The sequence below is a fragment of the Pseudarthrobacter sp. MEB009 genome (assembly GCF_030208875.1).
GTDB lineage: Bacteria > Actinomycetota > Actinomycetes > Actinomycetales > Micrococcaceae > Arthrobacter.
In genome coordinates, this window is record NZ_JARVTC010000011.1 from 82239 (window position 1) to 104368 (window position 22130).

Genomic DNA, 22130 nt, shown 5'->3' on the forward strand with positions numbered 1-22130 from the left:
AACGTGTGATGGCCGGCTCTGCCCGCTCCGTAGCGGTCCTGGGTGCCGGCTCCTGGGGGACAACCTTCGCCAAGATCCTCGCTGATGCCGCTGCGGCGTCCGGGGAAGAGCGGAGCATCCGCATCTGGGGACGGCGCCCCGAAGTGGTGGACCAGATCAACTCCCGGTCCCGGAACCCGCAGTACCTCAAGGACGTCGAATTGCCCGCGACCATCACGGCATCCGTTGACGTCCGGGAGGTCCTCCGGGACGCGGACCTTGTGGTCCTCGCCGTCCCGGCGCAGTCGCTGCGGCCCCAGCTGCGGGAGTGGGCGGGCATGATCGGGCCCGGTGCAGTGGTGGTCTCCCTCATGAAAGGCCTCGAACTCGGCACCGACGCCCGGATGAGCGAGGTCATCGGCGCTGAACTCGGCCTGCCACCCGAACGCATCGCCGTGGTATCCGGCCCCAACCTGGCGATGGAAATTGCCAGGGAGGAGCCAACAGCGTCGGTGGTGGCCTGCACCGACGCCGCTGTGGCCGGCTGGATCGCACGGACCTGTACGGCGCCGTATTTCCGGCCCTACACCACGGCTGACGTGGTGGGGGTGGAGATCGGCGGGATCGTCAAGAACGTGATCGCCCTGGCCGTGGGGATCTGCGAAGGAAAGCAGATGGGCGACAACACCAAGGCGTCCGTCATCACCCGCGGACTGGCGGAAACGTCCCGCCTTGCCTTGGCGCTGGGCGGCGATGCGCAGACCATGGCCGGATTGGCAGGCCTGGGTGACCTCGTTGCCACCTGCTCATCCCCGCTCTCCCGGAACCACACCGCCGGCCGGCTGTTGGGCGAGGGTCTGACCCTTGACGAGGTGGGCCGGAAAATGACCCAGACCGCAGAAGGCATCAAATCCGGCCAGGCGGTGCACGAATTGGCCGCCAAACTGAACGTTGACATGCCCATCACGGCCGCCGTGGTGGCTGTCCTGGCGGGCAGGCTGTCCGTAGACCAACTGGGACCGGTGCTGCTGTCCCGGGAACTCAAACCTGAAGGCGATTACTGACATGTCCCACGACAAACTGACAGCAGGGGAAACGGCGGGCCGGGCCAAACCCCGGGTTGCTGTCCTCTTCGGCGGCCGGTCCAGTGAGCACGCGGTGAGTTGCGTCACCGCGGCAGGCGTTTTGGGCGCCATCAACAAGGATAAATACGAGGTCATCCCCATCGGGATCGCCAAGTCCGGGCAGTGGGTCCTGGCGTCCACGGATACCGCGCAGTGGTCCCTGGCCGACGAGTCCCTGCCTGAAGTCGCTGCGTCGCTGGAGACGGTGACCCTCGCTGAAATCGGCGGCGAACACCAGCTGATCGTTGCCTCACCCAACGAGGTGCCCCGGGAACTGGGAACAGTGGACGTGGTCTTCCCGCTGCTGCACGGACCCTTCGGGGAGGACGGCACCATCCAGGGCATGCTGGAACTCTCGGACACCCGCTACGTGGGCGCCGGTGTCCTGGCCTCCGCCGTGGGCATGGACAAGCACTACATGAAGGTGGTCTTCGAAGCCGCCGGGCTCCAGGTGGGCCCCTACATCGCCGTCACCGACCGGCAGTGGCTGACCGATCCCGAAGCCGTGCGCAAGCAGGTGGACCGCCTTGGTTTCCCCGTTTTCGTCAAACCGGCACGCGCCGGGTCTTCCATGGGGATCTCCAAAGTCGATTCACTGGCGGACCTGGATGCCGCCGTCGACGAAGCCCGCCGGCATGACCTCAAGCTCGTCATAGAGGCCGGGATTGTTGGCCGGGAGATCGAGTGCGCCGTGCTGGAAGGACGGGGAACTGACGCGCCGCGGACGTCCATGCCCGGCGAGATTTCCGTGGCCGGCGGAACGCACGAGTTCTACGACTTCAACGCCAAATATGTGGAGGATGACGCGGCCGCGCTGAGCTGTCCCGCGGAGATCCCCGCCGAGGCGATTGCCCGGGTCCGGGAACTCGCCGCAGCGGCGTTCGACTCGGTGGGCGCCGAGGGCCTGAGCCGGGTGGACTTCTTCTACACCGGCCAGGGCGAGCTGATCATCAACGAAATCAACACCATGCCCGGTTTTACGCCAAAAAGCATGTACCCGCAGATGTGGGCCGCGTCCGGGCTGGACTACGCCGACCTGATCGATGAATTGATCCACCTGGCCCTGAACCGGAAAACGGGCCTCCGCTAACCGCCCCCGGGGCCTACTGGCTCTTTGGCAAATTCTGCAGTTCCTCCTGGCCCACGCAATTGCGCTGGGCCGGGACCTTGCCGGCGGCGGTGGAAAGATCCGCCAGTACGGTAGCGGAACTGATTTTGTCCGGATCCATCAGGATCTCCGTGGCCGGTTCGCGGCCATACGTGGTGAGGGTCCAGACCGGGTCACCTTCCCGGATCACCCAGTCGATGCCGTTCACAGTGACGCAGCGGTCAGTGGTGGGGCCGGGCACGTTGACCCCGCAGCGGAGGATCACCTGTGACGGATCGCCCCAGGCCGCGGTGGCCTGGCTGTTCGTCTGGCGCAGCCGGGAATCGCCGATCGCATCCGGAAGCGCGACCATCATCGGTGCGCAGGCCGGATTTGCGGCGTCACCGGCGGCTGCGACGTCGACGGCCGGGGCACAGGCTGCCAGGGGGAGCGCCGCCATGGCGCACAGAAAGGCTGTCGCGGTGCGGGGAAACGGGATTCGGCGGGGGGCAGGCATTGATTAAGCCTAGCCGGGGAATTACGTTTGGTTTTCGGGTTCCGGCCGGGCCCAAAGACATAACATATGCTGCTGGGAGTCACCTTCCAGTAGACTGACGAGGTTGGGTGCCGTTGGCGCCACGAATATGCAAGGTCTTCGCAGCTGCATCCGGCAGCGGATCGATGAACTTGGGGGGAAGGAAATCCGATGGGTCTTTGTGGCGTGAAAAGAAATGCCGGGCGGGCAATTGCGGGGCTGTCTGTCTCTGCAATCCTCCTGGCTGGTCCGGTCAGCGGAGCTTTCGCCACGGACATCGTGCTTCCGACACTGCCTCCGGCGACTGGAGCCCCCACGGCCCCAGGCCCCAGTGACCCTACCGGAGAACCCGAAGTTCCAGGGGGATCTGATCCCGGTACGACCGATCCGGGTACAACGGATCCAGGAACGACCGATCCGGGTACAACGGATCCAGGCACGACCGATCCGGGAACTGTAATCCCCGTTCCGGAGGTGCCCGTTCCTGTTGAGCCGGCCCCGGCACCGGCACCCGTTCCGGTCCCGATCGAACCCGTGGTGCCGGCCCCGGCCCCGGAAGTGGTTTTCGAACCCGAGGTTCCCATTGAGGAGCCCGCCCCCGCCGCGGTGGTCCCGGTTGTTGAGGAACCCGCGCCGGAACCCACCCCGCCTGCGGTGCCCGAGCCGGCCGTGCCCGTAAAAGCGGCGGCCGTGGCCAGCGCTGAGCAGCCCACCGCCGTCATCGAAGCCAAAGTCCAGGCCGTCGTTGCAGCAGCGACGGGCAGCCCGGTCGGCGTCCAGGCTGCGGTGGTTGTCTTCCTGCTGGGACTTGGCTATGCCTACTTCCGGTTCCTGGGTTCAAAACGGGTGATGGGAACACCAAAGCCGGGCAAGTCCTAAGGGATGCGAGGAAAACCTTCGGCCTCCGGCAGGAGCGGCCCGCCGGAACCAGGCAAGCTGCAGGTCACCCTGATCACGCACTCATACTGGCCTGAGCAGAGCCCGCCGCAGCGGCGGTGGACCGCCATGATCAAGGAGTTCTCGCACGCGGGCTGGGGTGTTGACGTCATTACACCCGTGGCGCATTACCCGTTCGGCCGGCGCCAACTGCCTCGGTGGATGTCAGGCCGGCCGTTTCACCTGCGTAACGGCCAGTTCACCGAAAAAATCATGCACGTGCCTTATCTCCGCCACGGGACCTCGCGCATCGCAAGGCTCCTGGACCAGTGCTACTCCGCTGCACTTTCGGTGCCCGCCGGAATGATGGTGCGCAAGCCCGACGTCGTTATTGTCACCGCACCCGGCCTGCCGTCGCTGGCAGCGGGTTACGCGCTGGCGAAACTGCGCCGCGTCCCGCTGGTGGTGGAAATGCGCGATGCCTGGCCGGACCTGGCCCGCGACGCCAGGGTGGTCCAGGGCAACGTCAAGAGCGTCATTGAGCACGTTGTGGACTTTGTCCAGCACCGCGCGGACCTGGTGGTTACCGTCACCGAGGGGTTCGGGGCGACGCTGCGCGCACGCGGTGTACGGAACGTCGCGACCGTGACCAACGGCATCCACCTTGAAGCCATTCCTGTCCTGGACCCGCCGCCCCTGGACCGCCCCGTCTTCGAGGCGCTGTATCTGGGCAACCACGGCGAAAGCCAGCGCCTGGACGTCGCCATCCGTGCTGCGGCGCTGGTGGGGGAGTCCATGCACCTGCACCTCGTGGGGCACGGCACCCAGCGGCCTGCCCTGGAAAAGCTCGCCCGGGAGCTTAGTGCCCCGGTAACCTTCCACGCCCCGCTCACCGGCGATGACATGTTTGCCCGGTATGCTTCGGCTGACACGTGCCTGGTATCGCTCCGGGACGACTGGAAGTCCTTCGAGACCACCGTCCCCTCCAAAACCTATGAGGTCCTGGCCATCGGCCGCCACGTGACGGCTGTGGTCCGCGGGGAGGCGGCCCGTATCATTTCAGACGCCGACGCAGGTGACATTGTGGCCAGCGATCCCAAGGCCCTCGCTGCCCTGTGGTCCGGCCTGGCGGCGGACCGCGGCCGGCTGATCCGCAACTCCGACAGCCGCCAATGGGTGAAGACGCACGCGGACTACGACCTTCTCTCGGTCCAATACATGGAAATCATCAGGGACCTCGTCTCGGAGAAGTCCGCCTGATCCATGATCCAGCTATTACGTAATGCCCGGCTGACTGCCGCAACCATCCAGCAGCACCTGCTCGAGGACCCGATGGTCCTCTTCCTGCAACTGTCCCGGCGCCTGCCTGCTGCCGTACGCCCCCTGGCCGGCGCAGTGGTCCGCAAGTGGCCCGTCGGCTCCACAGCAGGCCTGGTGTCCTTCCTCGCGCTGGTCAGCGGCAACGACGCGGAGATGGACCGGCGCATCCGCTTGGCAGCCGCCGCGGCAGTCCCGGGGCCGAAGGCCCGCAGATTGGCGGAAATTGCCCTCGCCGCCAACCGGCCCGACCTTGCGGACCTCCTGATGGACCGCGCGTGCGCAGCACGCAATGGCCGGGCGACGGCGGCCCGCAGGTTGTGGCACGACGGTGCTGTTTCAGACGCCCTGGCGGTATGGGATGGAGCGTCAGGACCGGAACCCCTGCAGCAGCGCCGGTTGAAGGCCGAAGCGGCAGTCCTGCGCGGCGCCGCCCCGGTCCTGGCCTCCGTGCCGTTCCAGCCGGTCGAGGGCAGGGTGCTGCATCTGCTCACAAACTCGCTGCCCCACACGGCCAGCGGGTACGCGCAGAGGTCGCATTCCACCCTGCTGGCCCAGCAGGCCGGCGGCAAGGAAGTGCTGGCCGTCACGCGGATGGGGTACCCCGTCCAGGTGGGCAAGGTCCTGGCCAAGGGCCAAGACGTTGTTGAGGGCATCACATACCGGCGGCTGCTGCCGGGCAGGATGGCCGCCACGGTGGACGCCAGGCTGCAGCAGCAGGCCGAGGAACTCCTGAAAGTGGCACTGGAGTTCCGGCCCGGCGTCCTGCACACCACGACGCACTACGTTAACGGCATGGTGGTCCGTGCGGTTGCTGATGCCCTGGGTATTCCGTGGGTCTACGAAGTGCGGGGCCAGCTGGCTGATACCTGGGCCTCTGTCCGCGGGCCGGAAGCCCGGGAGAGCGAGAAGTACCGCCTTTTCAGCCAACGCGAGCGGGAGGCCATGCTGTCCGCCAGCCTGGTGCTGACCCTCGGCGAGGCCATGAAATCGAACATCGTGGCGGCAGGCGTGCCGGCGGCGAAGGTGCTGCTGATGCCGAACGCAGTCGGCGGGGATTTCCTTGACGAACCCCGCAGCCAGGCCGATGCCCGGCGTGAGCTGGGTCTCCCCGTGGCCGGCCAATACGTGGGCACAGTCTCCAGCTTGGTACCCTATGAAGGGATCCACGAGCTGATGCAGGCCTTTGTGCTGCTGGCCGGGGACCATCCTGACCTTAATCTGCTCATCGTTGGCGACGGCGTATCCACTCCGTCCCTCCGCGCGCAGGCGGAACAAAGCGACTTCGCGGACCGCATCATCTTTACCGGCCGGGTCCCGCAGAAGCTTGCGGTCCGCTATCACCAGGCACTCGACATTTTCGCCGTGCCCAGGAAGGACCTTGAGGTTACCCGCTCCGTTACGCCCTTGAAGCCCGTCGAGGCCATGGCCTGTGCCAGGCCTGTGGTTGCCACAGACCTGCCCGCCCTGCGGGAGATCGTGGAACCCGGCGTCACAGGCCTTCTGACGGAACCCGGAAACCCCGGGGCGCTGGCCGCCGGACTGCGCACCCTCCTGAATGACCCCGGGCTGGCCGCGGAACTGGGTCGGGCCGGGCGCGAACGGGTCCTGAACGAACGAACGTGGGCAGCCAACGCTGCCGCCCTGTCAAAAGAGCTGGAAAAACTGGGAGTCACCAACGGATGAGCATTGAAGAAAAGACGGAGATGCCCGCGGTCACTGTCCCCATCAACCTCAAGCGGCTCACCAGGATCGGGCAACGCCCCGATTTCCTTGACTACCTGGTGCAGTTGTGGGACCGCCGAAGCTTCATTTTCTTCGACGCCCGGGCAAGGGTTCAGAGCGGCAACGAAAAGAACCTCCTCGGCAGCGCCTGGCTGGTCCTGACTCCTGTCCTGTCCGGCCTGACGTTCTACCTGATCTTTGGGCTGCTGCTGAACACCAGCCGCGGCATCGAAAACTTCATCGGCTACCTGATCATCGGGGTTTTCACCTTCCAGATGAGCACCAGGGCCATCGTGGCCGGGGCCAAATCCCTGACCGGCAACACGGCCATGATCCGGGCGTTCCAGTTCCCGCGGGCTTCGCTGCCCATCGCCATTAACGTACGCGAACTGCTGTCCAACGTTCCGGTCACCATCGTGATGCTGCTCTTCGTGATCTTCACGGCACCGGCAGAAGAAATCACCTGGCGCTGGTTCCTGGTGCTGCCGGCCATCTTCCTGCAGTTCATGTTCAACCTCGGTATCGGCATGCTGCTGGCACCCCTGGTCCTCAAGATCCCCGACGTCGGCATGCTGCTGTCGTTCCTGATGCGCCTCTGGATGTACGCCTCGGCGGTCTTTTTCTCGGACCACCGGTTCGATAACTACCCGGTCATCAAAACCATCATGGATTTCAACCCGATTTACCTGGTCATCAAAAGCATCCGCAACTCCGTCCTGTACGCCACCAGCCCTTCACTGCGCGACTGGACGGTGCTGGCGCTGTTTGCCGCCGTGGCAGTAGCCGCCGGACTCCTGGTGTTCTGGCGAGGAGAGGAATCCTATGGACGCGTCTAGAAACCCCGGCATCCACCTGGCCGAGCCCACCGTCGTCGTTGATGACATTTCTGTGGTGTATCGCACCAAGCAGCAGTCGGGGAGCAGGACCACGTCCCGCACCTCCATGCTCGGCGCCCTCCGCAAAGGCAAGGCCACCAGCAGCCCGGTCCGCACCACCGCGCTCAAGAACGTGTCCTTTGTGGCCAACCAGGGTGACTCCATCGGGGTGATCGGCCGCAACGGGTCCGGCAAGAGCACCCTGATGAAGGTCCTGGCGGGCCTCATCATCCCTGATGCCGGAACGGTCTATGCAGCCAGCAATCCCATCCTCCTGGGCGTCAACGCCGCCCTCATCTCCTCCATCTCGGGGGCCCAGAACATCCGGCTGGGCTGCCTGGCCATGGGGATGAGCCACGCGCAGATTGACGCGAAGTTCAACGACATTGTTGAAATGTCCGGGCTGGAAGATGAGATCTACCACCCCATGAATTCCTACTCCTCCGGCATGGGAGCGAGGCTCCGCTTTGCCATCGCCGCGGCCGTGGATCCTGAGATCCTGCTGGTGGATGAAGCCCTCAACACCGGGGACGCCCAGTTCAAGGAGCGTTCCAAGGCCCGGATGAAGCAGGTCACCAGCCAGGCAGGAACCGTCTTCATCGTCAGCCACAGCATCGAGACCATCGTGTCCACATGCAACCGGGCTTTCTGGATCGACAAGGGCGACTTCATCATGGATGGCACCCCCAAGGAAGTTGCCAAACAGTACAAAAGCTTCATCTGGCGCATCAACGAAGGCAACGCCGACTACGGCCGCAAGATCCGGGCCGAACTCATGGCCAGCCTGCCTGCCATGCGGACCACGCTCCTTCCCAACGGCTGGAAGCGGTCCAGGTAACCATGGGACTACGTGACCAGGCGGCTTACTGGCGCCGCGCACTGTGGCACGCCCGCCGGGGCGGCCTGCAGCAGGCCAGGAGCTACCTCCACCGGAGCTCACCGGAGCGGGATGAGGCAAGCCTTGCCGGCGTCCGGGGAGCCGAAGGGGCCTGGCGCGGTTTCGGCAGCAAACGCCGGCTCGTTTTCCGGGAGGCGCCGCCCGCCGTTAAGGCACCGCGGCGACCAGACCTGCAAGTAGGCATCATCATGGATGACTTTTCGGCTGCGGCCTTCGCCTCCGAATGGTCGGTGCTGGCCATCAGCCCGCAGGACTGGGAGTCCCAGCTCCGTGATAACCGGCTTGATTTTGTTGTCGTCGAATCCGCGTGGGCCGGAAACGGCGGCTCGTGGCGGGGCAAGATCACCGGCACTGACGGCCCCTCGACTGCCCTGGTGGGATTTGTTGCGGCATGCCGGAGCGCCGGCATACCGTCCGTGTTCTGGAACAAGGAGGATCCGCCGCACTATGACGACTTCCTCCCCGCTGCCCGGCTTTTTGACCATGTCTTCACCACTGACGCCAACAAGCTGCCCGACTACCACAGGGACCTGGGGCACCAGCGCGTGTCCGTGCTGCCATTCGCTGCCCAGCCGAGGATCCACAACCCGGTTCGTCCGCATCACGGGTGGCATGCCCGGAACGTCGCCTTCGCCGGAATGTACTTCGCACACAAGTACGAGGACCGCCGCCGCCAGATGGACTACCTCCTCGGCGCCGCAGCAGACGTGGCCGCCGGGACGAAGGCCGGCTTCGAAATCTTCTCCCGCCAGCTTGGCAAGGAAACCCAGTACCAGTTTCCCGGCGACCTGAAGAAGCACGTGGTGGGATCACTCAGCTATCCGCAGATGCTCACGGCCTACAAGGCGTACAAGGTTTTCCTGAACGTCAATTCCGTCACCGACTCGCCGTCCATGTGCGCCAGGCGGATCTTCGAGATCACGGCGGCGGGCACCTGCGTTGTGTCCAGCCCCAGCGAAGCGATCGGAGCTTTCTTCCCGGACGGGGAAATCCCCGTCGCTTCGTCCCGCGACGAGGCCGTGCAACTGTTGAAGGCCATCGCCACCAACCCGGACTATTCCCAGCGGCAGGTGCATAAAGCGCAGCGCCGGATCTGGTCCGGCCATACCTTCAGCCACCGCGCCGCCACCATTGCTGCCGCCGTCAGGGCGGACCTGGCGGTCCCTGCGCCCCGCCCCCGGATTTCGGCGCTGGTATCCAGCTTCCGCCCCCACCAGCTGGAGCACGTGATCAACGGCGTGGCGGCGCAGCAGGGAGTGGACGTCCAGCTGGTGTACCTGGCCCACGGGTTCGACGTCGATGAGCGGCTTTTCCGGGAACGGTGCAATGAGGCGGGCCTGGCGGATGCCGTCCTCCTGCATAAGCCGGAAAGCACCCCGCTGGGGGCCTGCCTGAATGCGCTGGTCGAGGGTGCGGACGGCGAGCTGGCCACCAAGTGGGACGACGATGACCTGTACGCGCCGCTGTACCTCGGGGACCTCGCCCACGCCATGATGTATTCCGAAGCAGCAATTGTGGGCAAGCGGGCACATTACATGCACCTGGCCGGGCCCGATGCGACCATCCTGCGCAACCCGCAGCTGGAGCACCGGTTTGTTACCGCCGTCTCCGGGCCCACGATCTTCGCGGCCCTGGACACGTTCCGCCGTTTTCCGTTCCAACCGGTGCAGACCGGCGAGGATACGCAGTTCCTCCGCGACGCGGTGGAAGCCGGCGCCGGGATCTACTCCGCGGACCGGTTCAACTATTGCCAGATGCGCGGGCGTGACGCTGCCTCGCATACCTGGTCCATCACCAACGACCAGCTGATGGCGTCATCAAAGATTCAGTTCTTCGGCCCGCCCGAAGACCACATCGTAGTTTAGGGGAACCATGCAGACGACAGTTTATGACCTGGCAGTGATCGGACTTGGCTACATCGGGCTGCCCACCGCAGCCATCTTTGCCGCCAAAGGCAAACTGGTGGCCGGGGTGGACGTTAAGCAGGCCACCGTTGACGCTGTAAACCGCGGCGAAGTCCCGTTCGTTGAGCCTGATATGGGCGTTGTTGTCTCCGGCGCAGTCAGTCTGGGCAACCTGGTGGCCATGACCGAGGTTCCGCACGCCAACGCCTACATCATTGCCGTTCCCACGCCCCTGGCCGAAGGCAAAGGGGCTGACATGTCCTACCTCACTAGCGCCGTGGAGGCACTGGCCCCGAAACTCCGCGGCGGCGAACTGGTCATCCTGGAATCGACGTCACCGCCAGGCACCACCGAACGGCTGGCCGCACACCTGGCCCGGGTCCGGCCGGACCTGTGGTCCGGCGCCGGAGAAGGCGCTGCCCAGGTCCACGTGGTGCACTCACCGGAACGCGTCCTTCCCGGCAGGATCATGATCGAGATGGCAACGAACGACCGTGTCATCGGCGGCCTCACAGATGAGGGCGCGCAACTGGCCAAGAAGCTGTACGAAGTCATCTGCCAGGGCGAGATCCTTCTCACCGACGCCACCACGGCCGAGATGACCAAACTGGTGGAAAACACCTTCCGCGACGTGAACATTGCGTTTGCCAACGAGTTGTCGGTGATCTGCGACAAACTTGGCATCGATGTATGGCGGCTCATCGAACTCGCCAACCACCACCCCCGGGTCAATGTGCTGCGCCCCGGCCCCGGCGTGGGTGGGCACTGCATTGCCGTGGATCCGTGGTTCATTGTTGACGCCGCACCACAGGAGTCCGGCCTGATCCGCACCGCCCGCGAGGTCAACGACGCCAAGCCGCACCACGTGGTGGACCGCGTGACCGGACTCCTCACCGACCGGGAAAGCGCCACGGTGGCCGTACTCGGCCTGGCCTTCAAGGCCAACATCGACGACGTCCGGGAATCCCCGTCCATGACGATCGTCCAGGAACTCGCACGCAGGCTGCCGCTGGCCACCATCCTCCCGGTGGATCCCCATGTCGAAGATCTTCCTGCCGCCCTGGAAAACACCGGAATCACCGCAATGCATTCCCTCCCTGACGCATTGGCCACGGCCGACGTTGTCCTGCTGCTGGTTGACCACGACCAGTTCCTCGCCGTCACACCGCAGGACCTCGAGGGCAAGCTGGTCATCGACACCAAGGGAATCTGGAACGACAGGCAGGCTGCAGTCCCGGTGCAGCCCGTCCTGGCGGGCGCGGACTCCGTTGGTTAGGGACAATAAAGCCGACACGGTTACCGCCGATTTGGCAGCCATCGGCATCCAACTCAAGGCTGTCCACGGGCCCCGTACGGCGTCCGGGCTGGTCAGCGTCGTCATCCCTGCAGGCTCCGCAGCCGAACTCGACGTGGCAGCAACCGCCGCGTCCCTCCTGGCATCTGCCTGCCAGGATTTTACGGCGGCGATCGTCGGGGTGCCCGGGACCGGTATGGCCGGTACCCGGGCGTGGCTCGGTTCTGACGCCAGGTTCAGCTGGCAGCCCGGCCCCCTCACGGGCCTGCATGACCCGACCTACACCCTGGTTCTTCCCGCGGGCACCAGGTTGGGAACCTTCTCCATCGAAGCACTCGTGGATGCAGCCCAGGCCACAGGAGCCCAACTGATCCGCGCCTTGGTGGACGGCCGGACTGATTCCGTCGAATTCTGGGACAGCGCAGTGCTCAACAAGACCAGCACCGGTGGAGATCCGGAAAAGTCGGTCCGCGCCGCCGGGGGAGAACGGTGGGTTTCTGGAAGCTCCGTTGGCGTCCATGACGTCCGGCAACCGGCGCCGCGCCTGCATCTGCGAAAAGGGGCTGCAGGCCGCCATGACCTGACCGTCCTGGTCCGGGACGCCGCTGACGCCGCTGTCCGGGCGGACTACGAAGAGCGCATCAGGCAGCTTGAAGCCAAAGTAGCCAGGGCGGAAGCTGACAGCCGTCGGCTGGAAGCCGGAACCTCCCGGCAGCGGGGCGCTGCGCGGCTTGCAGCGGTTGCCCGGCGGGGTCCCGGCTACATCACCTCCCGGGCCAAAGCCATGCTCGGGCGGGCGCGCAACTCATGAAGCTGGACAGCGTCGCCGTCGGCTTCGGGACTGCCCCCATCGCGCCCGTCATGACAGCACTCGGGCTGGACTACGCCGCCACGCCCTGGCAGCGGCGCGATAGTGGCGACGCCGGGAACTGGCACCATGACGTACCCCTGGACAGGCGCTGGTGGGGCACCTACCTGGTCCGGGCCCGCTCCCTGGCTGAAGCGCGCAGCCTGCTCCCACTGCTCCGCAGCGAGGGCAAAGCCCAACGGTTTGTCCTGGTGATCGAAGGCCACGCCCCCCACCAGGACGCCGCCGCCTGGACCAGCAGGCATTTGGCAACCAAGGCGCAGGCCGCCGGCCGGATTGTGCCTGGCCTGGGCTTCGCTACGGTCATCGAAGGCGGAAAATGGGTTCCCATCCACGCCGCAGCCACCGCTGCCCTGGCCGGAGCCGGCCCGGCCGGACCCGTGCCGGTGCTGGGCGGAATCCGCGCCGGTGTGCTGGAACCGGGCGACCGTAACTGGCTCGCGGGGGACACCCTGGCAAGCCTGGTAACCCCTGACATGCTTAATCCAGACGACGATGACATCTTCGCCGTGGACGTCATCGTGGGGCAGCTGCCCAGGCCATTGCCGAGGATTAAAGGGCGGGCAACCCCGCAGGCCTGGGTCCCGCGCCCCCACGACCTGCCTCCGGTCGACACTGCAGTCATCAGCCCCCAAGGGTTCAACCCCTACGCCGACGGCCCGGTCGTTGACCTCGCGGCAGGAGCAGCCCTGGACGCAGTGGCCCTCACCGGTCCCGAGCTGGCCTCAATCCGGAACGCTGCCTACGTCAGCATCGACGGAACACAATTCGCCGCCATGGACCGGGCCCTGGCCCGACGGGTGGCGGAACTGAGCGTTGCCGGTGTTCCCTTGCTGGCATCGCACCTCTCCGCCGGGGTGGAAGCCATGCTCGGTGACACGCTGGTCCGCCGCATCGCCGCATTCGATCCCGCGGACCCGCCCGTGCAACGGGAATCAAAATCGATCGAGCTCCGGCGCGCCGCCATCGAGGAATTCGCCCCGCGCCAGCGCTGGAACCGCGTCCTGCAAGGGTTGGGTCTTCCGCTGGCGGCCGAGCCGACGGTCAGTGTCCTCCTTGCCACCAGAAGGCCCGACAAGGTGGGATCCGCCCTGGCGCAAATAGCCCGGCAGTCCTGGCAACAGCTCGAGGTGGTCCTGGTCCTGCATGGTTTCGACCAGTACGACCCCGCCGCCCAACAGGCAATTGCCGGCTACCAGGGCCAGCTGACTGTCCTGTCGGTGCCCTCCCAAACGATCTTCGGCGACGTCCTGAATGCAGGAACCAAGGTTGCCGCGGGTGACTACCTCACAAAGATGGACGACGACGACTGGTACGGACCGGACCATATCCGGGACCTCGTGCGCAGCGCCGAGTACAGCGGTGCCCAGCTGGTGGGGGCACAGGTTGAATTCGTCTACCTGGAGGCACTCGACATCACCACCCGCCGGCCGCCGCTGGGGGAGCAGTACTCCGACCACGTTGCCGGCGGCACCATGCTAATGCGGCTCGACGACCTTCGCCGGCTGGGCGGCTGGCGCCCGGTCCACCGCGCCGTTGACCGTTGCCTGCTGCAGGCCGTCCTTGCAGCCGACGGGCTCATCTACCGGTCCCACGGGCAGAACTATTTGATGCACCGGCATTCCGCCGTTGACAGCCATGGCGGGCATACCTGGAACCCGGACGACAGCACCTTTTTGCAAAGCGTTGCCGAACAGTGGGACGGGTTTGTTCCGCCGCCCCAGATTCAGGCCGGCCCGCAGGCCTTTGCTGGCCGCAGCGCAAACTTTTCGAGCTACTTCAGTACTGATAACAGGGGATGAGCAACATCACTTCTCAAAAGACCAATCAATCGTTGGGCTCAAAGATTCCGGTCCGGCAGTTCATTCGCCGCTTCGGCAGGCTTTCCGGCCAGAAGAAGATGGCGGTTCTTGCGGGCGTCCTCCTGTTTGTGGTGAGCATTGCCGCTGCCTATTTCCGTGCCCCCGTGGTGCTCATTGCGGCGCTCATCCTCCTGTTCCTCGGCGGCACCGCAGCGGCGCTGAAGGTGGACGCGCTGCTGAAGGGTGCGCGGACTGCTGCCCGGCGGAGCGCCCTGGCCCTGCAGGCAGTCCCGGCCCCGGCTCCGGCGCCGGCGAAAGCCTCTTTCGGCACCGATTCCGTCTGGGCCACTGACGCCAGACTCACGCCGGCAAAACTGGTGCAACGGCTCACCAAGCTCAGGTCACTCGACGGCCGCGACATCCTGGTCAGGATGGTGACCAACGGCCAGTGGAACTGGAAGGACCTGGAAACCGCGCTGGAAATGTACCGCCAGGGCGGACCGGCAAAGAAAAAGGCCACCAAGGTCCTGGACTCAACCGTCAAGATCCGGCTGCTCCTGATCGCCGACCTTTGCTACCGCCAGAATCTCCGGGCCGATGACATGCTCAACGCCGTCACCATTTACCGGTTTGTCTACCAAAAGCTTGGGGCAGCCCCCTTCAAGGGCAAAAAACGCGGCGAGTTCTACCTGGACGCACTGTCGCAGACCGGCAGGGGCGACCAGACCCTCAAGTTCCAGGGCCTGTACGACGCGGAGAAGCTGAACCCGACCGACCTGCACCTGTTCCGTGCCAACGCCAAGAACCCGTTCCGCCACCAAAGCCACACCGGCGAGGAATGGCTGGCTGAGATCAACGCGGTCTACGAATCCGCAGGACTCGCCACCATAGCGCTGCGCACGGGCTCCGGACCGGCTTTCGCCAGGCTCGCGGCCACTGCCGTGGACGCAGTGGAGACCGGGCCCCTCGTCACCGTGGTTATGCCTGTTTACCGCCCGGACGAGTACACCGATCTCGCGATCCAGTCGGCGCTTGACCAGAGCTACCGCAACCTCGAAATCATCATCGTGGACGACGGTTCCGGCGACCCGTACACCCAGAGGCTGGACAAATGGGAAACAGCCGACAGCCGGATCCAGGTGATCCGCAATACGCCCAACTCCGGCGCCTACACCTCACGCAACATCGGCTATTCCCTCGCGACCGGCCAGTTCCTCACCATCTTCGACGGCGACGACTGGCAGCACCCGCAGAAAATCGAGATGCTGGTGGCTGCCGCCGTCGAACGGACCGACAACCGCCTTGTTTCCGCCCCCTGGGCACGGGCGGACCAGGACCTGATGTTCCACTACCGCGGCTGGCGGGGCGCCTACGTAACACCGGCGCACGTCTCGGCTATGTTCCCCGTGGACGTGATCCGGGAAAAGCTGGGTTTCTGGGACACGGTTCGGAAGGCAGCCGACACCGAATTCATCCTCCGCTACAGGATGCTGGTCAGCCGTGAGGAACCGCTGGAAGTCACCAACGTTCCCCTGACCCTCTCACTGGTCGGCGCGAGCAACCTCTCCATGGACGATTTCAGGCTGGGTTACCGGTCTCCGGACCGGGTAGCCTACAGGTCCGCCTACGAGCACTGGCACGAGAAGGTGGAACAGGGCGAACACAGCGGCTTTATGACCTTCGAACCGGGCGTCAGGTGTTTCCCCGCTCCGGCGAAGTTTCTGCCCGTCCGCGGCGGAACCCTTGACCTCGGGGTCCTGGTGGTGGGCGATTTCGCCGCGCCGGAGCCCATGGCTGCCCGGCTTTGGAACGCCGTACGGGACGCCCGGGCGGAGAACCAGCGGGTGGGCGTGATGCACGTGCCAAGCATCATCAACACCCTCTCCATCGACGCTTCCTTCCCGAAAACCACCATGGAGGAATTCGACGCGGGCACCCTGCACCGCGTCGAAATCACGGACGCCGTATCCTCCGCTGTGGTCCACATTTTTGACCCGACGGCATTCGAATACACGCGTGAGCTGCGCAGCGGGCAGTCCGCGGAGTCCGTCGTCGTCCACGCATCTGCCTCGCCCTACAACCGCGCAAAGCGGGAACAGCGGTACTCAGTCGGAGTGGTGTCCCGCAACGTGGAGAAGATCTTCGGCGCGCCCGTCCGGTGGACGGCAGCCGAGCAGGAAGTCTACGAAGCGATCGGGAAGAACCTTGCGCGGGCCTCAGACCTTGAACTCGTTCCGTACGCTGAGCCGGAGTTCGAAGACGAAGCTTTCCGCCCGGACCACCAAACGGCTGTGACAGCATGACCAACCAACCAGGGGAATCACCAATGACTGACCACGACCCCGGCGCCTGGGATGAGGCGCACAACGCTCCGATCCTTTCCTGGCATCCCGAGTCTGCCCCGGAGCAGCTCCCCGACCACCCTGTGCACCTTGTTGTTGAGCCCAGCGAACCGGGAAGATTGCACGGCCGGATGCTCTACGAACCGTTCGACAGCGGCACCCTCATCGTTTCCCTGCATGGGGCGCTGAACCGGGGACGGTTCAAAGTGCCCAGGTTTGAGTGGCGCCGGACCCTGAACCAGGTGCAGTGCGCCCGCCTGTACCTTTCCGACAGCACGCTGGAACAGAGCGGTTCGCTGGAGATCGGCTGGTACATCGGCAGCGCCCAGCAGGACCTGATCTCCGAATACGCCGAGAGTGTCCGGGCCATTGCCCGGAACGGCGGATACACCCGGGTGATGTGCGTCGGCAGCAGTGCCGGCGGGTTCGGCGCCCTGGCACTCTCCCGGCAGATTGCCGGCTCGGCCGCTGTGGTGTTTTCGCCGCAGACGTCCATCGCCGGGTATCTCCCAAGCCACAAAAGGGCCCTGACGGCTGCTGCGTTCAAGGACCGTGGCTCGCTCAACGACATCGAAGCGGAATTCGGTGAACGCGTGAACATGCGTAAGCTTTATAAGGCCTCAGCGGATACCAACTACGTCCGCTTTGTCCAGAACACCCGGGACCGGTTCCACTTCGAGGCGCACTACGCACCCTTTGCCCTTTCCTTGGGCGTGGATCCGGACACCGGCGGATCCACGGCCGACGGCAGGATCAGTTTCCACGCTGAACGCCAGGAGGAAGGGCACGCCCCACCGTCCCGGGGCCGCTTCCTCAAGCACATCGACGACGCACACCAGCAATTCTTTGGCACGAACCTCACCATCATTCCGGCCGAAGCACTTCAAGGAAAGGACCTGGGAAATCGATGATGTCTTCAACATCTGACGAACGGGCCATTGGCAACCAGGGCGGCGTGTACTTCCGCAACGGCTTTGTGATCACAGAATCCGGCCGCCAGGTCCCGGCCCGGCCGGGCTGGCAGCATGCTGTCCTGGGCGGACTGCAACTCCTGACCCACCCTGATACTTCCGTCACGGCAGGCTCCGCCCACGGAATCCACGTCGCCATCCTTGGGTCCGCTTTCGACCCCGAGCGTGCAGTGTTCGCGGAATCAGCAGTCCTGGAACAGTTGCTCGACGATATCCAGCACGAGGACGCCTTCTACGCGACGCTGGACCGGCTTGCCGGACGTTTCGCCCTCGTCGTCCACTCGCCCGCGGGCACCGAAATCTACCAGGATGCCATGGGATCCCGGTCGGTGTTCTACTCAGCAGCCGGCCCGGCTGTGGCGGCGTCGCATGCTGAACTGGTCCGCGAAGCCATCGGTGCCAATTTCGCCGACTTTTTTGTCCCGTTCATCATGTCCAAAAACTACGTCCAGCGGGACGTCAAGTACCTGCCCGGCGTTGCTTCCCCCTACGAAAACGTCCTGCAGCTCACCCCGAACACCAAACTCCACCTCACGGAACAGCGCCCCGAACGGTTCTGGCCGCGGGAAGAGGCCGGCGAACAGATCGGCAACGAGGACGCAGCCGCCGTCCTTGTAGGACACCTGGAGGGAATGGCCGCGTATCTGAAGCACCGCGCCTCCCGGCCCGTTCTCGGGCTCACAGCGGGCACCGACAGCCGTGGCGTCTTCGCCGCCGTGAAGGACCTGAACCCTTACGTCTTCACCTACGTCCGCAGTGAAAAAGGCAACGTCGTCAACTCAAAGGATGCCAGGATTGCGGGCGAGCTCGCCCAGCAGTACGGGGTGCACGCCCATGTGTGGGGCATCCCCAACCGGTTGACGCTGAACAACGCCGACGACGTGTTTTCGCACGCCTACAGGCTCGCCACCGCCTACTACCGCGGTGCGGGATCCGCATGGCTCGCCGAACTGACGAAGTCCGCGGTTGAGGTTCCCGACGGCCTGTTCGTCCGCGGGTTCGGCGGCGAGGTCATGCGCGGCTTCTACCAAGGCACCATGAACCAGGTCAGCGGCGTCAGCGTCCGCCAGCTCGCCAACGCCTACGACGTCAACTCCGGATCAAACGTCACCCGCAACCTCTTCGGTGACATGATGGACCGCACCTCGTTCACCACCGAACGGCTGGCGGGCTACGACCCGAACGATATTTTCTACTGGGAGCACCGTATGGGCACCTGGGGCAGCGTATCCCTGACTGAAGCCGACCTCGCCATGCCGGCGATGGTGGGATACAACTCGCGGAACCTGTTCAAGGCGTTTATGCGTCTCAGCGGACCGGACCGGCTCTCGCGGGTAGCCTTCGACCTGGCCACCAATGCCCTTGCGCCCAAACTCGCGGCCGTGCAGTAGCACCAACCGCCGCTCCGGCGCCCACCCATCATCGCTGAACGAAGGAACTGCATTACGTGAGCACACCTAAGGAATCCCTGGCCCCGATCGCGGTACGCGGTCAGCGCCTCGTCGATACCCAGGTATTTGACGCCGAGTACTACGCCGCCGAGTGCGGGCGGGACTTTGAGTCGAAACGCGCCGCTGTAAGGCATCTGGTCCAGTTCGGCATGAAGGCCGGCTTGAGTTTCCACCCCCTGTTTGACCTCGGCATGTTCCCCTTGCACCTGCGGGAAGCCTACAAGGCCGGAAACGTCGAGGCGCTCCTGACCTACCTGAGGAGCCAGCAGTCCCGCGAGCACCGCTGGTCCTGGCTGTTTGACCCTTCGCTCTTCACGGATCCGGCCGACGAAGGCTCCCTGCTGCTGTCCCGGTTCCGGGCAGGCCGCGACCGGGAACTGCCGGCACCGGACAAGCTGATCGGTGCGGCGCCCGGCTGGCTGGATGCGCGGGCACTGGTCATCGCCCACGCCAGGAACGCCAAGCAGATCGAACTCGGCAAAAAGCCGCTGCGGCGGACCACCTGGTCCGCCATCGAAGAAGACGTGTGGCTTGCCAGCATCGACGACGTTCCGGCACCGGCTGAGGGCGGTGAACCCGCTGTCAGCATTGTGATGCCTGCCTGGAACCGCGCCCTGGTGATCGAGGAAGCCATCGACTCCGTCCGCCACCAAAGCCTTGGCGCGTGGGAACTGATCGTGGTGGACGACGGCAGCACCGACGGAACCCAGGACGTGGTCCGTGCGCTCTCCGAAGCCGACCCCCGCATCCGCCTCGTGGAAGCCGACCATCAGGGAGTCTGCGCCGCCCGTAACCGCGGCATCGACGAAGCACGGGGCGAATTCCTCGCCTTCCTTGATTCCGACAACACCTGGCGGCCGGACTTCCTCAAGAACATGCACGCCGGCCTGTCCGTGGAAGGCAGCCTCGCCGCCTACTCCGCGGTGAGGATGCTCAACGATCGGGAAGAATACACCGGGCAGATCATCACGGCCGAGAAGCTCCTGGTCCGCAACTACGTGGACCTGAACGTGCTGGTGGTCCAGACGGCCCTTGTCCGCAAGCTGGGTGGCTTCGACGCGTCCCTGCGCCGCTGGGTGGACTACGACCTGGTCCTGCGGATCACGGAAACAGCCACCATTGAGTACTTCCCCTTCATCGGCTGCGACTACGTGGATGACCACAACGAGGACCGGATTACCCGGCGCGAGTCGGCCAACTGGGAATTCGCCGTGCTCGGCAAGAACCTGCAGAACCGGTTTGTGCCCGATCTGGCTGACCAGCGCACGGATACCCCTGCCGTCTCCGTGATCATGCGCGTTACGGACAGTATCGACCTGGCCGTCCGCAGCATCCGCCAGATCCAGGAATCGGATGACGCGGACGCCGTGGAACTGATCGTCGTGGACGAAGTTCCGGGCTTCCGCACGTCCCTCCGGCTCCGGACCGCTCTTGCCGGCATCGCGCACCTCAAGTACCTCAAGCTTCCCCGCCGCTACACGCCGGCCATCGCCAACAACATCGCTTCGGCACACGCCACGGCGCCGAATCTGGTGTTCCTGCGGGAAGGCGTGGAACTCCGGGCCGGCGCCGCCGGAAAACTTGCTGACCGGCTGGCGGACGCCGCCGTCATCGGCGCCCAACCCCTCCTGACCGACGGCGTGGGTGTTGTAGTGTCCGGCGGCGGAGTTTCCCACCGGAACAGCCTGGCGATTCCCCTGTTCAAGGGGCTGGCCATTGACGATGCCCGCCGACACAATGGCCTCCACCTGGACGAGTTGGCGCCGGCGGCTTTCTGTGTCCGGGCACCTGACTTCGAGCGGCTGGGCCGGTTCACCAACGTCTTCGCCGGCGACGCTGCCATCATCGACTTCCTGCGCCGCCTCAAAACCGGCTCGGACGGGGACTTCGTCTGCGCCGGCGAGGCCCTCGCCGTGGACCACGCCGCCGACTCCTACACTGAAGAAGCTGCCCTCACCGCCGGCGACGCGGAATGGCTGTCCGCCGGCACCGGACCCGTCCGCAGCCTGGCAGCGCACTACGGCGACCTTGGACTCCTTGTTGACGCGGTGGTTGCCCCCCGGCACCCAAGGCTCCAGCCGGCGTCGGCCGTTGTGTCACGGGCCGCCGCCCCTGAAGCCGAAGTGGCAGAACCACGCCTGCGGTGGGCCATCAAAATCGGTGCCGACTTCAGCTCAGGTGGCGACCGGTGGGGCGATGTCCCCTACGCCGCGGATCTTGTTGAAGCGCTCAAGGCACTGGGCCAGGACGCGCTGGTGGACCGCGCAGGAGCATTCTCGCGGCCGTCCAACCACCTGGACGATGTGGTGCTGGTGATCCGCGGGCTGGTCCGCTGCGAACCGCAGCCCGGTAAGACCAACGTCCTGTGGGCCATCAGCCGGCCGGACCTGATCACCAGGGATGAGCTGCTTGGGTTCGACATTGTTTTCGGCGGGTCGCGGATCTGGTGTGAGCACGTATCCAGCGAGTGGGGCATCAACGCCCACTACCTTCCCCAGGCGACGAACCCCCGGCGTTTCCACCCGGATGCCGCGAAAGCCGGCGCCACACAATACGGACTGACATTCGTGGGCGGCCCCCGCAAACCCATTGGCCGCAAAATTGTTGCCGACTGCGTGGGGCTGGGCAAGGACGTGAGCGTCTGGGGTCCGCGGTGGGAGCAGTTCATCCCCGCTGGGATGGTGGCTGACGACTACATTTCCAACGATGACCTGGCGGGCCTTTACGGCTCCTCGGCAGTGGTGCTTAATGACCACTTCGAGGACATGGCCCGCTGGGGGTTCGCCAACAACCGGCTCTATGACGCTGTGGCGTCCGGTGCCAGGGTCATCAGCGACGAGGTAGACGGGATCGCCGAGATCTTCGGCGGCGCTGTCCGGACCTACACCACGGTGGAAGAACTGGAGCAGGTCCTGGCCGATCCGGACGGGTTCCCCGATGACGCGCAGATGGCAGCCATCAGCCAGCGGATCCGCGATGAGCACAATTTTGATGCCAGGGCCGCCACGCTGCTGAAGGCAGTACGCGCCAAACGAAACTAAGCACCCGCGGGCGTGGCAGTGCCACGCCCGCGCCGATTCAA

General features: G+C 65.2%; 16 protein-coding genes. 15 read left to right on the forward strand and 1 reads right to left on the reverse strand.

Annotated features, from left to right (window positions below; translation table 11 throughout):
- Window positions 1-8 precede the first annotated feature (8 nt).
- Both QRN07_RS10200 and QRN07_RS10205 read left to right on the forward strand, forming a co-directional pair.
- Complete coding sequence (locus tag QRN07_RS10200; protein ID WP_056597501.1) at window positions 9-1043, forward strand: NAD(P)H-dependent glycerol-3-phosphate dehydrogenase; 1035 nt, start codon at window positions 9-11, stop codon at window positions 1041-1043.
- A gap of 1 nt (window position 1044) precedes the next feature.
- Window positions 1045-2193 (forward strand): D-alanine--D-alanine ligase family protein, encoded by a 1149-nt coding sequence (locus QRN07_RS10205; RefSeq protein WP_056597345.1) that lies wholly within the window; start codon window positions 1045-1047, stop codon window positions 2191-2193.
- Between the two features lie 13 nt (window positions 2194-2206).
- Here the strand turns inward: QRN07_RS10205 and QRN07_RS10210 are convergent, their stop codons facing one another.
- Window positions 2207-2707 carry a DUF3515 domain-containing protein gene (locus QRN07_RS10210; protein ID WP_050687237.1) on the reverse strand — a complete coding sequence of 167 codons (501 nt, stop codon included), beginning with the start codon at window positions 2705-2707 and terminating at the stop codon, window positions 2207-2209.
- A gap of 492 nt (window positions 2708-3199) precedes the next feature.
- On the opposite strand from QRN07_RS10210, the gene QRN07_RS10215 reads away from it, so the two are divergent.
- From QRN07_RS10215 to QRN07_RS10275, 13 genes are read left to right on the forward strand one after another with little or no spacing between them, the layout of a single operon-like run.
- Complete coding sequence (locus tag QRN07_RS10215) at window positions 3200-3604, forward strand: hypothetical protein (protein ID WP_056597347.1); 405 nt, start codon at window positions 3200-3202, stop codon at window positions 3602-3604.
- A 3-nt stretch (window positions 3605-3607) separates the two neighbouring features.
- Window positions 3608-4861: a glycosyltransferase family 4 protein gene (locus QRN07_RS10220; RefSeq protein ID WP_050686992.1), complete on the forward strand. Its 1254-nt coding sequence runs from the start codon at window positions 3608-3610 to the stop codon at window positions 4859-4861.
- Window positions 4862-4864: 3 nt separating this feature from the next.
- On the forward strand, window positions 4865-6604 hold the full coding sequence (locus QRN07_RS10225; RefSeq protein WP_056597349.1) for a glycosyltransferase family 4 protein: 1740 nt from the start codon (window positions 4865-4867) through the stop codon (window positions 6602-6604).
- A complete protein-coding gene (locus QRN07_RS10230; RefSeq protein WP_050686994.1) occupies window positions 6601-7479 on the forward strand; it encodes an ABC transporter permease in 879 nt (292 codons plus the stop codon). Before QRN07_RS10225 ends, QRN07_RS10230 begins: the two co-directional genes overlap by 4 nt.
- The gene (locus QRN07_RS10235; protein ID WP_050686996.1) at window positions 7466-8356 is read left to right on the forward strand and encodes an ABC transporter ATP-binding protein; all 891 of its coding nucleotides are present in this window, start codon (window positions 7466-7468) and stop codon (window positions 8354-8356) included. The genes QRN07_RS10230 and QRN07_RS10235 overlap by 14 nt, the downstream gene beginning before the upstream one ends.
- A 2-nt stretch (window positions 8357-8358) precedes the next feature.
- Complete coding sequence (locus QRN07_RS10240; RefSeq protein ID WP_056597351.1) at window positions 8359-10281, forward strand: glycosyltransferase; 1923 nt, start codon at window positions 8359-8361, stop codon at window positions 10279-10281.
- Between the two features lie 7 nt (window positions 10282-10288).
- Window positions 10289-11596 carry a UDP-N-acetyl-D-mannosamine dehydrogenase gene (wecC, locus tag QRN07_RS10245; protein WP_056597353.1) on the forward strand — a complete coding sequence of 436 codons (1308 nt, stop codon included), beginning with the start codon at window positions 10289-10291 and terminating at the stop codon, window positions 11594-11596.
- Window positions 11589-12425 (forward strand): hypothetical protein, encoded by an 837-nt coding sequence (locus QRN07_RS10250; protein WP_157370903.1) that lies wholly within the window; start codon window positions 11589-11591, stop codon window positions 12423-12425. Before wecC ends, QRN07_RS10250 begins: the two co-directional genes overlap by 8 nt.
- Window positions 12422-14284, forward strand: coding sequence for a glycosyltransferase (locus tag QRN07_RS10255; RefSeq protein WP_056597356.1), 1863 nt, complete (start codon window positions 12422-12424; stop codon window positions 14282-14284). The genes QRN07_RS10250 and QRN07_RS10255 overlap by 4 nt, the downstream gene beginning before the upstream one ends.
- On the forward strand, window positions 14281-16587 hold the full coding sequence (locus QRN07_RS10260; protein ID WP_082484062.1) for a glycosyltransferase family 2 protein: 2307 nt from the start codon (window positions 14281-14283) through the stop codon (window positions 16585-16587). The genes QRN07_RS10255 and QRN07_RS10260 overlap by 4 nt, the downstream gene beginning before the upstream one ends.
- A gap of 23 nt (window positions 16588-16610) precedes the next feature.
- Window positions 16611-17537 (forward strand): hypothetical protein, encoded by a 927-nt coding sequence (locus QRN07_RS10265; protein ID WP_050687008.1) that lies wholly within the window; start codon window positions 16611-16613, stop codon window positions 17535-17537.
- Window positions 17534-18988 carry a hypothetical protein gene (locus tag QRN07_RS10270; RefSeq protein WP_157370904.1) on the forward strand — a complete coding sequence of 485 codons (1455 nt, stop codon included), beginning with the start codon at window positions 17534-17536 and terminating at the stop codon, window positions 18986-18988. Before QRN07_RS10265 ends, QRN07_RS10270 begins: the two co-directional genes overlap by 4 nt.
- Before the next feature lie 56 nt (window positions 18989-19044).
- Window positions 19045-22089 (forward strand): glycosyltransferase, encoded by a 3045-nt coding sequence (locus QRN07_RS10275; RefSeq protein ID WP_285240978.1) that lies wholly within the window; start codon window positions 19045-19047, stop codon window positions 22087-22089.
- Window positions 22090-22130 lie beyond the last annotated feature (41 nt).

Excerpts from the sequence above, each read along its gene's own strand:
- QRN07_RS10200 (WP_056597501.1), top strand. The coding sequence starts at position 9 with ATGGCCGGCTCTGCCCGCTCCGTAGCGGTCCTGGGTGCCGGCTCCTGG.
- QRN07_RS10205 (WP_056597345.1), top strand. The coding sequence starts at position 1,045 with ATGTCCCACGACAAACTGACAGCAGGGGAAACGGCGGGCCGGGCCAAA.
- QRN07_RS10210 (WP_050687237.1), bottom strand. The coding sequence starts at position 2,707 with ATGCCTGCCCCCCGCCGAATCCCGTTTCCCCGCACCGCGACAGCCTTT.
- QRN07_RS10220 (WP_050686992.1), top strand. The coding sequence starts at position 3,608 with ATGCGAGGAAAACCTTCGGCCTCCGGCAGGAGCGGCCCGCCGGAACCA.
- QRN07_RS10225 (WP_056597349.1), top strand. The coding sequence starts at position 4,865 with ATGATCCAGCTATTACGTAATGCCCGGCTGACTGCCGCAACCATCCAG.
- QRN07_RS10230 (WP_050686994.1), top strand. The coding sequence starts at position 6,601 with ATGAGCATTGAAGAAAAGACGGAGATGCCCGCGGTCACTGTCCCCATC.
- QRN07_RS10235 (WP_050686996.1), top strand. The coding sequence starts at position 7,466 with ATGGACGCGTCTAGAAACCCCGGCATCCACCTGGCCGAGCCCACCGTC.
- QRN07_RS10240 (WP_056597351.1), top strand. The coding sequence starts at position 8,359 with ATGGGACTACGTGACCAGGCGGCTTACTGGCGCCGCGCACTGTGGCAC.
- wecC (WP_056597353.1), top strand. The coding sequence starts at position 10,289 with ATGCAGACGACAGTTTATGACCTGGCAGTGATCGGACTTGGCTACATC.
- QRN07_RS10255 (WP_056597356.1), top strand. The coding sequence starts at position 12,422 with ATGAAGCTGGACAGCGTCGCCGTCGGCTTCGGGACTGCCCCCATCGCG.
- QRN07_RS10260 (WP_082484062.1), top strand. The coding sequence starts at position 14,281 with ATGAGCAACATCACTTCTCAAAAGACCAATCAATCGTTGGGCTCAAAG.
- QRN07_RS10265 (WP_050687008.1), top strand. The coding sequence starts at position 16,611 with ATGACTGACCACGACCCCGGCGCCTGGGATGAGGCGCACAACGCTCCG.
- QRN07_RS10270 (WP_157370904.1), top strand. The coding sequence starts at position 17,534 with ATGATGTCTTCAACATCTGACGAACGGGCCATTGGCAACCAGGGCGGC.